The organism is Kluyvera sp. EC_51, assembly GCF_019584505.1.
Taxonomy (GTDB): Bacteria; Pseudomonadota; Gammaproteobacteria; order Enterobacterales; family Enterobacteriaceae; genus Kluyvera; species Kluyvera sichuanensis.
The window spans coordinates 112,919-126,697 of record NZ_VDAG01000104.1; the positions used below are offsets into that span (position 1 = coordinate 112,919).

Consider the following 13,779-nt stretch of genomic DNA (forward strand, 5'->3'; position numbering starts at 1 on the left):
GGGAGAGGGCCGGGGTGAGGGTTTCCCCAAATTCTGCTATCCTGCCCCCCGCAATCCAAGGGGGCAGTATGCTTAACATCGTTTTATTCGAACCTGAAATCCCGCCGAATACCGGGAACATCATCCGTCTGTGCGCCAACACCGGCTTTCGTCTGCATATCATCGAACCGATGGGCTTTGCCTGGGACGACAAACGCCTACGCCGCGCCGGGTTGGACTACCATGAGTTCACTGCCGTTACACGCTATGCCAATTACGCCGCCTTTGTTGAGCGCGAAAACCCGCAGCGTCTGTTTGCCCTGACCACCAAAGGTACGCCCGCACACAGCGCGGTGAACTATCAGGACGGTGACTATCTGATGTTTGGCCCGGAAACGCGCGGGCTGCCTGCAACCATTCTGGACGCGCTGCCGCCGGAGCAAAAAATCCGTATTCCAATGATGCCGGACAGCCGCAGCATGAACCTGTCAAACGCGGTGTCGGTGGTGGTGTATGAAGCGTGGCGCCAGCTGGGATATCCTGGCGCGGTTTTGCGCAGCTAGTGCCTTGCCCGGGCTACATTTGAAGGTAGCCCGGCTGAATGAAGCGACGCCGGGAAAACAGCAACGTTAAATCCCGTCGCCGTACTCAAACCCGTGGTTGATGCCGTTGAAGTGCTGGTCCATATCCATCGCCGGTTTATCCGACTCCGGCTTGCCGACGATACGCGCCGGTACGCCCGCAGCGGTGGTGTGTGGTGGCACCGGCTGGAGAACTACCGAGCCCGCGCCAATCTTCGCCCCGCGACCCACTTCAATATTGCCGAGGATCTTCGCCCCGGCACCAATCATCACGCCTTCGCGGATTTTCGGGTGACGGTCGCCGCTGGTTTTACCGGTACCGCCGAGGGTCACGGACTGCAGGATAGAGACGTCGTTTTCGATAACCGCGGTTTCACCCACCACAATACCGGTCGCGTGGTCGAGCATGATGCCGCGGCCAATCTTCGCCGCCGGGTGGATATCCACCTGGAACGACACCGATACCTGGTTTTGCAGGAAAATGGCCAGCGCGCGTCGCCCCTGCGCCCACAGCCAATGGCCGATACGGTAAGCCTGTAAGGCGTGGAAGCCTTTCAGATACAGCAGCGGCGTAGAATATTTGTCGACCGCCGGGTCACGGGTGCGCACGGCCTGAATATCACAGGCGGCAGCAGCGATCATTTCCGGGTCTGCGGCGTAGGCCTCTTCCACCACTTCGCGGATAGCGATGGCGGGCATAATTGGCGAAGCCAGCTTGTTGGCGAGCATGTAGCTTAAGGCGCTGCCGAGGTTTTCGTGCTTGAGTAACGTCGCGTGATAGAAACTGGCGAGCATAGGCTCACAGTCCGCCAGAGCCCTGGCTTCCGCTTTAATATTGTTCCAGACAATTTCCAGTTCTTCACACGACATTGCTTACTCCAGACATATTGGAACGATCGGCAAGTCTGCGCTTGCCGGATCGTCGGGATGACAAAGGTTTCCTGCGTTTCTAGCTGCCGCTATGCTCATCCTTGCGTGCACGACCTAGTAAGGTCAATGCTGCCTCGCGCGCGTTTTTTCCGCAATATAATACCTGATAAATTTCCTCGGTTATTGGCATTTCGACACCTACACGGTGCGCCAACTCGCGGACTTCTTTGGTATTACGGTAACCTTCAACCACCTGGCCAATACTGTCCTGCGCTTCCTGAACCTGTGCGCCTTTCCCCAGCGCCATGCCGAAACGGCGGTTACGCGACTGGTTGTCGGTACAGGTCAGCACTAAATCGCCGAGCCCCGCCATGCCCATAAAGGTCACCGGGTCAGCGCCCAGCGCCACGCCGAGGCGCGACATTTCGGTCAGACCACGCGTGATCAACGCCGTACGCGCGTTCGCGCCAAAGCCGATACCGTCGGAGATACCTGCGCCAATCGCAATCACGTTTTTCACCGCGCCGCCCAACTGGACGCCGATGAAATCCGGGTTGCTGTAGACGCGGAAGCTCTTGCCGCAGTGCAGCAACTGCTGCAAATCGTCAGCAAAGACCGGATCCGTCGCCGCCAGCGAAATCGCCGTTGGCATACCTGCAGCCAGTTCTTTGGCAAAGGTCGGGCCGGAAATCACCGCCAGTGGAATCTCGTCGCCCAGCGCTTCACGCGCCACGTCCTGCAGCAGGCGGCCGGTTTCAGCCTCCAGCCCTTTCGTCGCCCATAACAGGCGCGCGTCAGGACGCAGCAGCGGTTTCATCTGGCGCAATACGTCGCCAAACACGTGGCTTGGCACCACCACCAGAATATCGCGGCTGGCGGCCAGCGCGGTCGCTAAGTCGCTTTCCAGATGGAGAGTATCAGGGAACGGAACGTCGGGAAGGAATGCCGCATTGCAGCGATCGTGCTGTAAGGTCGCGACATGTTTGGGATCGTGGCCCCAGAGTACAACCTGGTGGCCGTTTCTTGCCACGGTGATGGCAAGAGCGGTGCCGTACGAGCCGGCACCGATCACAGTCATTGAAGCATTAAGTGCGTTCATCAGGCATCCTGATGTTGTTCTGCACCTTCGCCAGCCTGCTGTTGCAGATAGTTCATGAACAGCGCATCAAAGTTAACCGGCGCAAGGTTCAGCTGTGGGAAAGTCCCACGGGAAACCAGGCTGGTGATGCATTCACGCGCATACGGGAACAGGATGTTCGGGCAGTATGCACCCAGGCAATGCGCCATCTGAGTCCCTTCAATACCTTCGATGGAGAAGATACCCGCCTGCTGAGTTTCGCACAGGAACGCGGTTTCTTCGCCAAGGGTCGCCGTTACGGTGACACGCAGCACCACTTCATACACGCCTTCAGCCAGTTGGTTGGAAGCCGTATCAAGATCAAGTTTAACCTCTGGCTGCCAATCTTTCTGGAAAACGTGTGGTGCATTTGGTGCTTCGAAAGAAACATCTTTGGTGTAGATGCGCTGAATCTGGAAAGCCATTTCTGCGTTGTTTTGTTCTGACATGTGTAAAAACCCTTTCGTGTTGTCCTTAAAAAAAGCGGTATGCCTCACGCCCGCCCAGGTCAGGCGTGAACGCTTCGCAAAGCATTAGCGCAGCAGGGGATCGAGTCCACCACGCGCATCAAGCGCGTACAAGTCATCACAGCCGCCAATGTGCTGTGCATCAATAAAAATCTGCGGAACCGTTGTACGGCCGCTGCGCTGAATCATCTCTTCGCGCTTTTCGGCGTTACCGTCGATTGGCAGTTCCTGGAAGGCAACGCCTTTTTCAGACAGCAGCGCCTTCGCACGATGGCAATAAGGACATGTCGCTTTGGTATAGATCTCAATCTTAGCCATGACAGCTCTCCTGACTTTACCCGATGAATGAGCCGGAATTATTTGCCGCGAACCAGAGGCAGGTTTTCACCGCTCCAGCCTGCGATACCTTCTTTCAGTACGAAGACTTTTTCAAAGCCGGCTTTCAGCAGCGCGCTAGCAGATTCAGTCGCCTGCATACCGGAACCGTCGGTCACGATAACCGGCTTGTCTTTGTGTTTGTCCAGCTCGCCAACGTTGTTGGCTTTAATTTCAGCCGGCAGCAGGTTCACAGAACCGGCGATGTGGCCTTTACGGAAATCGTCACGCTGACGCAGATCAACGACCACCGCATCTTCTTTGTTAATCAGACGGGTCGCTTCACCACGGTTGATGACCTTAACTTTAGACATCAGCCCTTTAAAGGTGGTGACCAGTACGGCCGCCAGCAGCGCGATCCACGCGATGCTCAGGACAGGGTGACGACCAACAAATTGCATAATCTCTTGCATGGGGGGTAACAGCTCCCGACGTGTAATGTTTAAAAACCAGGGATGGAGTATACCTGCGGCGGGGCGCAAAAACAGCCAGCGCGCGCGATGTAATGTGTTTTCTGCGGAGTGCTACGAAAAAAAGGGAGGAATTGTGCGTTTTTCAACGCGCATCTCCCCGCTTTCTTTGATCTCTCGTTGTTATTTTATCGATTCAGCTGTAGTAAAATTACGCAAATTTTCTGTCTTTAGAGCATGAGGTTGTCGCAATGTCGGTTACTAAAAAACCTATGGTACTGGTGATTCTGGATGGCTACGGCTACCGCGAAGAGCATCAGGATAACGCTATTTACAGCGCTAAAACTCCGGTTATGGACGCGCTGTGGGCAAAACGTCCACATACCCTGATCCACGCTTCTGGCCTGGAAGTCGGTCTGCCAGACGGTCAGATGGGTAACTCTGAAGTCGGTCACGTGAACCTGGGCGCAGGCCGCATCGTGTATCAGGACCTGACCCGTCTTGACGTTGAAATCAAAGAGCGCACTTTCTTCGCTAACCCGGTGCTGTCAGGCGCAGTAGATAAAGCCGTTGCTGCGGGCAAAGCGGTACACATCATGGGCCTGCTGTCCGCCGGTGGCGTACACAGCCATGAAGATCACATCATGGCGATGGTCGAACTGGCCGCTGAACGTGGCGCAGAAAAAATCTACCTGCACGCCTTCCTCGACGGTCGCGACACCCCACCGCGCAGCGCAAACGGCTCCCTGCAGAAGTTTGAAGAGAAATTTGCCGCGCTGGGCAAAGGCCGCGTGGCCTCCATCATCGGCCGTTACTATGCAATGGACCGTGACAACCGTTGGGATCGCGTTGAACAAGCTTACAACCTGCTGGTTGAAGCCAAAGGCGAATTCCAGGCTGACACCGCGGTTGCCGCGCTGGAAGCAGCCTACGCTCGCGATGAAAACGACGAATTCGTGAAAGCGACCGTTATCCGCGCAGCCGGCCAGGCCGATGCCGCAATGGAAGATGGCGATGCGCTGATCTTCATGAACTTCCGTGCTGACCGTGCGCGCGAAATCACCCGTGCATTCGTTAACGCCGATTTCGACGGCTTCACGCGCCACAAAGAAGTGAAGCTGGGCGACTTCATCATGCTGACCGAATACGCAGCAGATATCAAAGCGCCATGTGCTTACCCACCAGCCTCCCTGGAAAACACCTTCGGTGAGTGGATGGCGAAGCATGAGAAGACTCAGCTGCGTATCTCCGAAACTGAGAAATACGCTCACGTCACCTTCTTCTTCAACGGCGGCGTAGAAGACCCGTTCAAAGGCGAAGATCGCATCCTGATCAACTCCCCGAAAGTGGCGACCTACGACCTGCAGCCGGAAATGAGCTCCGCAGAGCTGACCGAGAAGCTGGTTGCGGCTATCGAAAGCGGTAAGTACGACACCATCATCTGTAACTACCCGAACGGCGATATGGTTGGTCATACCGGCGTGATGGAAGCCGCGGTGAAAGCGGTTGAAGCGCTGGATCACTGCCTGGATGAAGTTACCCGCGCCGTCGAGAAAGTGGGTGGCCAGCTGCTGGTTACCGCTGACCACGGCAACGCTGAGCAGATGCGTGACCCGGCTACCGGCCAGGCACACACCGCGCACACCAGCCTGCCGGTTCCGCTGATCTACGTGGGTGATAAATCCGTGAAAGCGGTGGAAGGCGGCAAGCTCTCCGATATCGCGCCAACCATGCTGACGCTGATGGGGATGGAAATCCCGCAACAGATGACTGGTAAGCCGCTGTTCATCGTGGAATAATCCTTCCCCATGAGGGGAAAGGCGATTTATTCCATTAAATGGGCCGAGGCGACGCTTCGGTCCACGTTCTACGCCAGCGCACTCAGCGCTGGCGTATTGCTGTGCGCCGCGCCCGCCCATGCGGACGACCGCTCACAGCTCCAGTCTATTCAGGCCGATATCGCCGCTAAAGAGCGCGCGGTTCGCCAACAGCAGCAACAGCGCTCTACGCTTCTCGCCCAACTGCAAGCGCAGGAACAGGCCATTGCCGCCGCCGCGCGTCAGCTGCGCGAAACGCAAAATTCGCTGGCTCAGCTCAACACGCAAATTGCCAATATGAATGCCTCCATCGCTAAGCTGGAAAAGCAGCGTGCTGCGCAGGAGCGTAATCTGGCCGCGCAGCTTGATGCGGCGTTCCGCCAGGGCGAGCACACGGGTATTCAGCTTATCCTCAGCGGTGAAGAGAGCCAGCGCGGGCAGCGCCTGCAGGCCTACTTTGGCTACCTAAACCAGGCGCGCCAGGAGACTATCGCCGAGCTTAAGCAGACGCGTGAAGAAGTCGCCACGCAGAAAACCGAGCTGGAAGAGAAGCAGAGCGAACAGCAAACGCTGCTGTACGAGCAGAAGGCCCAGCAGGCCAAACTCGAAGCGGCGCGTAATGAGCGCCAGAAAACCCTGTCCGGGCTCGAATCTTCCATCCAGGCAGGTCAACAGCAGCTCGGTGAAATGCGCGCGAACGAATCCCGTCTGCGTAGCAGCATTGCCCGCGCGGAAGCCGCCGCCAAAGCCCGCGCCGAACGCGAAGCGCGCGAAGCCGAGGCCGTGCGCGACCGCCAGCAGGAAGCCACCCGTAAAGGCACCACCTACAAACCTTCCGAAAGCGAACGCTCGCTGATGGCCCGTACCGGCGGCCTGGGTGCGCCACGCGGTCAGGCCTACTGGCCGGTTCGTGGGACCACGCTGCATCGTTATGGCGAACAGCTGCAAGGTGAGCTACGTTGGAAGGGGATGGTTATCAGCGCATCGGAAGGCACCGAAGTGAAAGCCATCGCCGATGGGCGCGTCATTCTTGCCGACTGGCTCCAGGGCTACGGTCTTGTGGTCGTGGTCGAGCACGGTAAGGGTGATATGAGCCTGTACGGTTATAACCAAAGCGCGCTGGTCAGCGTAGGCACCCAGGTGCGCGCCGGCCAGCCTATCGCTCTGGTGGGCAACAGTGGTGGTCAAGGCAGACCGTCACTCTATTTCGAAATTCGCCGTCAGGGTCAGGCGGTCAATCCACTGCCGTGGTTGGGAAGATAAGTTTTGCTTCAATTTCGCAGGGTAGTTCTGCTCAGTGCGCTGGCATTAGCCGCACCGAGTTACGCTGGTAAATTATCAATCGTTATCGATGATTTTGGTTATCGTCCACAGACGGAAAATCAGGTACTGGCGATGCCATCCACCATTTCCGTCGCCGTGTTACCCAACGCTCCCCACGCGCGTGAAATGGCCACCAAAGCCCATAACAGCGGGCACGAGGTGCTGATTCACCTGCCGATGGCGCCGCTCAGCAAGCAGCCGCTGGAGAAAGACACGCTTCGCCCGGATATGAGCAGCGATGAGATCGAGCGGATTATTCGCGAAGCCGTAGATAAAGTACCGTACGCCGTCGGACTAAATAACCATATGGGTAGTGCGATGACCTCCAGCCTGTTCGGGATGCAGAAGGTGATGCAGGCGCTTAGCCGCTACAACCTCTATTTCCTTGATAGCATGACCATCGGCAACAGCCAGGCCATGCGCGCCGCCAACGGTACCGGCGTGAAGGTGATTAAGCGTCGGGTCTTCCTGGATGATACGCAGAACGAAGCGGATATCCGCGTACAGTTTAATCGGGCTATCGATTTAGCACGCCGCAACGGTTCGGCTATCGCCATTGGCCACCCGCACCCGACCACCGTCCGCGTACTGCAGCAGATGGTCTACAACCTGCCAGCGGATATCACCCTGGTACGTCCGAGCAGCCTGCTCAACGAGCCGCAGGTGGATACGTCTAAGCCTAACAACAGCCTGCCGCCTCAAAGCCAACCCACCGCACCGCGCAATCCGTTCCGCGGCGTAACGCTCTGCAAGCCGAAGAAACCGCTGGAGCCTGTATACGCCAGCCGTTTCTTCAACGTATTGAGCGAGAGCATCACCCACAGCACGCTGGTGAAATATATGCAGCAGCAGTGGCAGGGGTGGCGGCAGAGCAGTTAGCCTTTCAGACCCAAGGTTAAATGGGCCAGACGACGAGGCGTGAGTGACTTATCGCGCCACTGACCAAAGCGGATGGCCCATAGCATCACCTGATATGCCAGCTTCACGCTGCAAATGTTGCTCACCATCCGTTTAAACATCCCCGAAACATCCACCTCGGCAATCATTCGCTCGCGAATTTTCTGGTCCGGCTCTTTGCGAATGCAGTGGCAGACACGCAGCGCTTCGTAGATAACCTGCTGTTTAAACTCCGGGTATATTGGAATGCGCCCGGCGTAATCGTGGTTCATCTTATCGAGCAGGCGGGTAATTTTGATGTAATGACGCTGGTAGTCCAGGTTCTTCAGACCGGTACGCGGCAGACGACTGATGGAAGCGTCGTGGAGAAAATATTTGTACAGCGGCACTTCCGTGTAACGCGCGCGTTTGGCGTTAAACATGAATTCGGTCGTCCAGATTATATCCTGGTGGTGTAGACCCGGAATAAACGAGAGGCCTGCATCTCTGATGGTTTGGTGGCGGTAAACACCCATCCACACCACATGGCGCCAGCGACGGCTCGCGAGCCCTTTACGCAGCCAATCCGGCCCGGTCATGACCCCGGTCGAGCGAATGCGATCGGTAGGAATCGATGCCCAGGTTTTGCCCGTTTCGGCAATACACCAGTCAGCGTTGCACTGCGCCACGTCCAGATTGTCCTTGAGCGCCATATTCATCAGCGTTTCGTACATTTCCGGGTAGGCAATGTCATCACCGTCAACGTAGGCAATGTACTCACCCTTTGCGACTTTCATCCCGGTATTTCGCGCCGCAGAAACGCCACCGTTACGCTGATGCAGCAGGTGAACGTGCGGATAGCGATCCGCATAGGATTGGGCGAGTTCTGCCGAGTTATCCGTCGAACCATCGTTAACGATGATTATCTCGATATTCTTCCAGGTTTGCGCGATCAGCGAATCCATACAAGCGATAAACGGCTCGCCGGTATTGTAAAGCGGCATTATGACGCTCAGGAGACCGGGGGTGTAGGTCATATAAAATCCTGCCAGACAGTGTAATTAACGGCAATATTTAACATATTAGACGGCAAAAAGTCAGAGAAAGTGTTGCACTCTATGCTGTGTCAGGGCAAAAAAAATCCCCGGGTATTCAACGCGAATCAATACCCGGGGACAACTTTCGTGAAAGCGATTAATCCCAGCTCAGAATCACTTTACCCGACTGGCCTGAACGCATAGCGTCGAAGCCTTTCTGGAAATCGTCAATGCCGAAACGGTGGGTAATGATCGGAGACAGGTCCAGACCAGACTGGAGCAACGCCGCCATTTTGTACCAGGTTTCAAACATTTCTCGACCGTAGATACCTTTAATAAACAGCCCCTTAAAGATAACCTTGGTCCAGTCGATGGACATATCTGATGGTGGAATACCCAGCATCGCGATACGTCCGCCGTGGTTCATGGTGTCGAGCATAGAGCGGAACGCCGGCGGCGCGCCGGACATCTCCAGACCGACATCGAAGCCTTCGGTCATGCCCAGTTCAGCCATCACGTCGGTGAGGTTTTCTTTGGAGACGTTGACCGCACGGGTGACGCCCATTTTGCGCGCCAGATCCAGGCGGTATTCGTTAACGTCGGTGATCACCACGTTACGCGCGCCCACGTGCTTAGCCACTGCCGCCGCCATCACGCCAATCGGGCCCGCGCCAGAAACCAGCACATCTTCGCCCACCAGGTCGAATGAGAGCGCCGTGTGTACCGCGTTGCCGAACGGGTCGAAAATAGACGCCAGATCGTCAGAGATATTGTCCGGGATTTTGAAGGCGTTAAACGCCGGGATCACCAGATATTCTGCAAAACAGCCTGGGCGGTTCACGCCCACGCCAATGGTGTTGCGGCACAGGTGCGTACGACCGGCGCGGCAGTTACGGCAGTGACCGCAGGTGATATGGCCTTCACCAGAGACGCGGTCGCCGACCTTAAAGCCACGCACTTCCTGACCAATACCCACGACCTCACCAACATACTCGTGGCCCACCACCATCGGCACTGGAATTGTCTTCTGCGACCATTCATCCCAGTTGTAGATATGCACGTCGGTGCCACAAATGGCGGTTTTGCGAATCTTAATCAGCAGGTCGTTATGGCCGAGTTCCGGTTCAGGAACATCGGTCATCCAGATCCCTTCTTCCGCTTTCAGTTTGGATAACGCTTTCATCTCACACCCTTAGGCAATCACGCCCAGTTGTTTCCCGATGCGGGTAAAGGCTTCCACCGCACGTTCAATTTGTTCCGTCGTATGCGCCGCCGACATCTGGGTGCGAATACGCGCCTGGCCTTTCGGTACGACCGGGAAGAAGAAGCCGGTCACGTAGATCCCTTCTTTCTGCAGTTCGCGGGCAAAGTTCTGTGCAATCACGGCATCGCCCAGCATCACCGGGATAATCGCGTGATCGGCCCCTGCCAGCGTGAAACCTGCTGCGGACATTTTTTCGCGGAACAGACGCGCGTTTGCCCACAGGCGATCGCGCAGTTCAGCGCCAGACTCCACCATCTCCAGCACTTTGATAGAGGCGGCGACAATGGCTGGCGCCAGAGAGTTAGAGAACAGATACGGGCGGGAACGCTGACGCAACCACTCCACCACCTCTTTACGGGCAGCGGTATAGCCGCCTGACGCGCCACCGAGCGCTTTACCCAGCGTACCGGTGATGATGTCTACACGGCCCATCACGTCGCAGTATTCGTGGGAGCCACGGCCGCCCTCGCCAACAAAACCGACGGCGTGGGAGTCATCGACCATCACCAGCGCATCGTATTTGTCTGCCAGATCGCACACCCCTTTCAGGTTGGCAATCACGCCGTCCATGGAGAACACGCCGTCGGTGGCAATCAGCACGTGCCGCGCACCGGCTTCACGGGCTTCTTTCAGACGTTCTTCCAGTTCCTGCATGTCGTTGTTGGCGTAGCGGAAACGCTTCGCTTTGCACAGACGCACGCCGTCGATGATAGAGGCATGGTTCAGCGCATCGGAGATAATGGCATCTTCAGCGCCCAGCAGCGTCTCAAACAGGCCACCGTTCGCGTCGAAACAGGAGGAGTACAGAATCGCATCTTCCATACCGAGGAAGCTGGCCAGCTTCTGCTCGAGCACCTTGTGGCTGTCCTGGGTGCCGCAGATAAAACGAACGGAGGCCATACCAAAACCATGGCTGTCCATACCCGCTTTCGCAGCATTGATCAGTTCAGGATGGTTCGCCAGGCCAAGGTAGTTGTTGGCGCAAAAGTTGATAACGTGGCTGCCGTCGCCCACGGTGATATCCGCCTGCTGGGCAGACGTAATAATGCGCTCTTCTTTAAACAACCCTTCCGCACGTGCGGTTGCCAGATCGTTCGTTAACTGCTTATAAAAATTCCCACGCATTGCAATTCTCCAGACTGGGCAAATTTCAGCACATATTACCCAATGCTATTGGTTTGTTCGAGATGACTCATCATGACTTGTCTAAAATGCAGCATAAATCACGCATACCCACATAACCTTTAAGGAATGACAGGGCCGGCATCACCAACCGGCTTTACGTGGACGCGTCATCAATGACCTGAGACGTTGATGGTGGTGCCAGGGTAAATCCCGCCATGGCAAAAGCCTCACTAACCTTAATGATATAGTTGTCTTCGTAGAATTCCTCAATCGCCTGCTGAATCTGCTCACCGGCAGGCAACGCTTTTCCATCAACGATTTCCTGCAGCAAGGCAACCAATTTTTCCGGCTCATCAGTAGGATATAAATTACCGTTTATCCCTTCAGTGATAATGTCCGCTGGTCCCGTTTCACAATTAGAGCTAATGGCATAAACACCGTGAGCGCTGGCTTCAACCAGAACCATAACAAAACCTTCAAAATGAGAGGTTAGCAGCAGGCAGGTGATATTTTTCAGCGTATTTTGAATATATTCCCACGGTGATTTCTGCCAACCATGCCAGTGAATATTTTCACTAATCCCCAGCGTTTCAGCTAACGCCTTTAAGGTATCAACATCCGGGCCGGTGCCGATAATATCTAAGGACCACGCCCCCTTAACCTCAGCCAACCCGTTGAAAAGACCCCGTACGTTTTTCTGTCCGTCGGCAACAACCCTACCAACATACACAAACCGGGCAGGCTTCTCAGGGGTAGGGATGCGGATATCACATCGCGCAACGGGGTTGTAAATCGTTGCTATAGTGCTTTTATCTATTCCCATCTCAATGAGCTGCCGAGTTATCCCCGAGCTAATTGAAAGGTGATAGTCGGCTTTATTAATGTATTTTATTTTTTTCTTGTAGTTATTCTTATAGAAATCAAAAATTGAAAAATGGAACCAGGAGAATATTTTAACCTGCTTGTCCGTATACATTCTTGCAACGTGGCTGATGTAACATGAAAGTGTGTCCAGAGATATGATTACATCCGGCTTTTCCTGAAGGATGATTTTTCGCAAGCCATAAGCAAAACTCAATCTTCTTAGTTTTGTTATCTTTATGTTTGAAGAAAGACGGCAATAACGCTGCCCCACAAGCCAGTTATCGTTAACAGAATTGTTATTATTTTTCTTGAAGAAAACAAAAGAGACATCAATATCAGGATTTTGCATCCGCAGCAGCTTCACCAGATTAATACATACCGTCTCCATACCACCGAGACCACTGGTTTCATAACCTGTGATAATTATTTTCATCAGTTGCATATATGATTTTATTCCAAACGGCTATTGTCAGCCCCAACACAGTGCCCTTCCTTACTTATTCATTCGTTGGTGGCCCCGAAAAGGCCGGCACTGCGTCCCTGAACACTCATTGACGCCGTGAATCATACACTACTAGCCCTAAACCATTTCAACTAAGAATGAGTGAAACGATAGCCAGCACAAATGCCACTACACCACATGACGCGACGTACTGCTGAAGCCGACGCCATGTAGTGATATGATTAGAGACATTCGTGTCTGAGATTGTCTCTGACTCCATAATTCGAAGGTTACATTTATGATCATCGTTACCGGCGGCGCGGGCTTTATCGGCAGCAACATCGTTAAGTCACTAAATGAAAAAGGCATCACTGACATTCTGGTGGTGGATAACCTTAAAGATGGCACCAAGTTTGTGAACCTGGTCGACCTGGACATCGCCGACTACATGGATAAAGAAGACTTTCTGATCCAGGTGATGGCCGGTGAAGAGTTCGGTGAAATCGAAGCGGTCTTCCACGAAGGTGCCTGCTCCTCTACCACCGAGTGGGATGGTAAGTACGTGATGGATAACAACTATCAGTACTCCAAAGAGCTGCTGCACTACTGCCTGGAACGTGAAATTCCGTTCCTGTACGCCTCTTCTGCAGCCACCTACGGCGGCCGCACCAGCGACTTCATCGAATCCCGCGAGTTCGAAAAACCGTTGAACGTGTACGGCTACTCCAAATTCCTGTTCGACGAATACGTACGTCGCATCATGCCGGAAGTAGACTCGCCAATCGTCGGCTTCCGCTACTTCAACGTTTACGGCCCGCGTGAAGGTCACAAAGGCAGCATGGCAAGCGTCGCGTTCCACCTGAACACCCAGTTGAACAATGGCGAGAGCCCGAAACTGTTCGAAGGTAGTGACGGCTTCAAGCGTGACTTCGTCTACGTTGGCGACGTTGCGGCAGTAAACCTGTGGTTCTGGGAAAACGGTAAATCCGGCATCTTTAACCTCGGTACCGGTCGTGCAGAATCCTTCCAGGCCGTCGCAGATGCAACCCTGGCGTACCACAAAAAAGGCAGTATCGAATACATTCCGTTCCCGGACAAACTGAAAGGCCGCTATCAGGCATTCACTCAGGCCGATCTGACCAACCTGCGCGCTGCAGGTTACGATAAGCCATTCAAGACCGTCGCCGAAGGCGTAGCGGAATATATGGCCTGGCTAAACCGCGACGCGTAAG

Annotated in this window: 14 protein-coding genes; 5 read left to right on the forward strand and 9 right to left on the reverse strand. The window is 54.9% G+C overall.

Annotated elements, in window-relative coordinates; genetic code table 11:
* Nucleotides 1-68 precede the first annotated feature (68 nt).
* On the forward strand, nt 69-542 hold the full coding sequence (gene trmL / locus FHC49_RS20000; RefSeq protein ID WP_185667466.1) for a tRNA (uridine(34)/cytosine(34)/5-carboxymethylaminomethyluridine(34)-2'-O)-methyltransferase TrmL: 474 nt from the start codon (nt 69-71) through the stop codon (nt 540-542).
* Nucleotides 543-608: 66 nt separating this feature from the next.
* Here the strand turns inward: trmL and cysE are convergent, their stop codons facing one another.
* The 5 genes from cysE to FHC49_RS20025 form a co-directional block, all read right to left on the reverse strand.
* Entirely contained in the window at nt 609-1,430 is an 822-nt protein-coding gene (gene cysE, locus FHC49_RS20005; RefSeq protein ID WP_185667467.1) for a serine O-acetyltransferase, read from the reverse strand.
* Nucleotides 1,431-1,509: 79 nt separating this feature from the next.
* Nucleotides 1,510-2,529, reverse strand: coding sequence for an NAD(P)H-dependent glycerol-3-phosphate dehydrogenase (gpsA, locus tag FHC49_RS20010; RefSeq protein ID WP_185667468.1), 1,020 nt, complete (start codon nt 2,527-2,529; stop codon nt 1,510-1,512).
* Nucleotides 2,529-2,996 (reverse strand): protein-export chaperone SecB, encoded by a 468-nt coding sequence (gene secB, locus FHC49_RS20015; RefSeq protein WP_064541041.1) that lies wholly within the window; start codon nt 2,994-2,996, stop codon nt 2,529-2,531. Before secB ends, gpsA begins: the two co-directional genes overlap by 1 nt.
* Before the next feature lie 84 nt (nt 2,997-3,080).
* Nucleotides 3,081-3,332, reverse strand: coding sequence for a glutaredoxin 3 (grxC, locus tag FHC49_RS20020; protein ID WP_185667469.1), 252 nt, complete (start codon nt 3,330-3,332; stop codon nt 3,081-3,083).
* Nucleotides 3,333-3,370: 38 nt separating this feature from the next.
* Nucleotides 3,371-3,802, reverse strand: coding sequence for a rhodanese-like domain-containing protein (locus tag FHC49_RS20025; RefSeq protein ID WP_220440697.1), 432 nt, complete (start codon nt 3,800-3,802; stop codon nt 3,371-3,373).
* 248 nt (nt 3,803-4,050) lie between these two features.
* Between FHC49_RS20025 and gpmM the strand changes: the two genes are divergently transcribed.
* From gpmM to FHC49_RS20040, 3 genes are read left to right on the forward strand one after another with little or no spacing between them, the layout of a single operon-like run.
* Nucleotides 4,051-5,598, forward strand: coding sequence for a 2,3-bisphosphoglycerate-independent phosphoglycerate mutase (gene gpmM / locus FHC49_RS20030; RefSeq protein WP_220440698.1), 1,548 nt, complete (start codon nt 4,051-4,053; stop codon nt 5,596-5,598).
* Between the two features lie 9 nt (nt 5,599-5,607).
* A complete protein-coding gene (gene envC, locus FHC49_RS20035) occupies nt 5,608-6,879 on the forward strand; it encodes a murein hydrolase activator EnvC (RefSeq protein ID WP_220440699.1) in 1,272 nt (423 codons plus the stop codon).
* A 3-nt stretch (nt 6,880-6,882) separates the two neighbouring features.
* The gene (locus tag FHC49_RS20040) at nt 6,883-7,818 is read left to right on the forward strand and encodes a divergent polysaccharide deacetylase family protein (protein WP_220440700.1); all 936 of its coding nucleotides are present in this window, start codon (nt 6,883-6,885) and stop codon (nt 7,816-7,818) included.
* Here the strand turns inward: FHC49_RS20040 and FHC49_RS20045 are convergent.
* The 4 genes from FHC49_RS20045 to FHC49_RS20060 all read right to left on the reverse strand — a co-directional run bounded on the left by FHC49_RS20045 (nt 7,815) and on the right by FHC49_RS20060 (nt 12,547).
* Nucleotides 7,815-8,852, reverse strand: coding sequence for a glycosyltransferase (locus tag FHC49_RS20045; RefSeq protein ID WP_220440701.1), 1,038 nt, complete (start codon nt 8,850-8,852; stop codon nt 7,815-7,817). The two genes, FHC49_RS20040 and FHC49_RS20045, sit on opposite strands and share 4 nt — an antisense overlap.
* A 157-nt stretch (nt 8,853-9,009) precedes the next feature.
* Complete coding sequence (gene tdh / locus FHC49_RS20050; protein ID WP_185667475.1) at nt 9,010-10,035, reverse strand: L-threonine 3-dehydrogenase; 1,026 nt, start codon at nt 10,033-10,035, stop codon at nt 9,010-9,012.
* 9 nt (nt 10,036-10,044) lie between these two features.
* Nucleotides 10,045-11,241: a glycine C-acetyltransferase gene (gene kbl / locus FHC49_RS20055; protein WP_220440702.1), complete on the reverse strand. Its 1,197-nt coding sequence runs from the start codon at nt 11,239-11,241 to the stop codon at nt 10,045-10,047.
* Nucleotides 11,242-11,395: 154 nt separating this feature from the next.
* Nucleotides 11,396-12,547: a glycosyltransferase gene (locus FHC49_RS20060; protein ID WP_220440703.1), complete on the reverse strand. Its 1,152-nt coding sequence runs from the start codon at nt 12,545-12,547 to the stop codon at nt 11,396-11,398.
* Between the two features lie 298 nt (nt 12,548-12,845).
* Here FHC49_RS20060 and rfaD point away from each other — a divergent pair, with 298 nt between their 5' ends.
* Nucleotides 12,846-13,778 (forward strand): ADP-glyceromanno-heptose 6-epimerase, encoded by a 933-nt coding sequence (gene rfaD, locus FHC49_RS20065; protein ID WP_220440704.1) that lies wholly within the window; start codon nt 12,846-12,848, stop codon nt 13,776-13,778.
* Nucleotide 13,779: the final 1 nt, after the last annotated feature.

Excerpts from the sequence above, each read along its gene's own strand:
- trmL (WP_185667466.1), top strand. The coding sequence starts at position 69 with ATGCTTAACATCGTTTTATTCGAACCTGAAATCCCGCCGAATACCGGG.
- kbl (WP_220440702.1), bottom strand. The coding sequence starts at position 11,241 with ATGCGTGGGAATTTTTATAAGCAGTTAACGAACGATCTGGCAACCGCA.
- gpmM (WP_220440698.1), top strand. The coding sequence starts at position 4,051 with ATGTCGGTTACTAAAAAACCTATGGTACTGGTGATTCTGGATGGCTAC.
- secB (WP_064541041.1), bottom strand. The coding sequence starts at position 2,996 with ATGTCAGAACAAAACAACGCAGAAATGGCTTTCCAGATTCAGCGCATC.
- envC (WP_220440699.1), top strand. The coding sequence starts at position 5,608 with ATGAGGGGAAAGGCGATTTATTCCATTAAATGGGCCGAGGCGACGCTT.
- rfaD (WP_220440704.1), top strand. The coding sequence starts at position 12,846 with ATGATCATCGTTACCGGCGGCGCGGGCTTTATCGGCAGCAACATCGTT.
- FHC49_RS20025 (WP_220440697.1), bottom strand. The coding sequence starts at position 3,802 with ATGCAAGAGATTATGCAATTTGTTGGTCGTCACCCTGTCCTGAGCATC.
- gpsA (WP_185667468.1), bottom strand. The coding sequence starts at position 2,529 with ATGAACGCACTTAATGCTTCAATGACTGTGATCGGTGCCGGCTCGTAC.
- grxC (WP_185667469.1), bottom strand. The coding sequence starts at position 3,332 with ATGGCTAAGATTGAGATCTATACCAAAGCGACATGTCCTTATTGCCAT.
- FHC49_RS20045 (WP_220440701.1), bottom strand. The coding sequence starts at position 8,852 with ATGACCTACACCCCCGGTCTCCTGAGCGTCATAATGCCGCTTTACAAT.
- tdh (WP_185667475.1), bottom strand. The coding sequence starts at position 10,035 with ATGAAAGCGTTATCCAAACTGAAAGCGGAAGAAGGGATCTGGATGACC.
- cysE (WP_185667467.1), bottom strand. The coding sequence starts at position 1,430 with ATGTCGTGTGAAGAACTGGAAATTGTCTGGAACAATATTAAAGCGGAA.
- FHC49_RS20060 (WP_220440703.1), bottom strand. The coding sequence starts at position 12,547 with ATGCAACTGATGAAAATAATTATCACAGGTTATGAAACCAGTGGTCTC.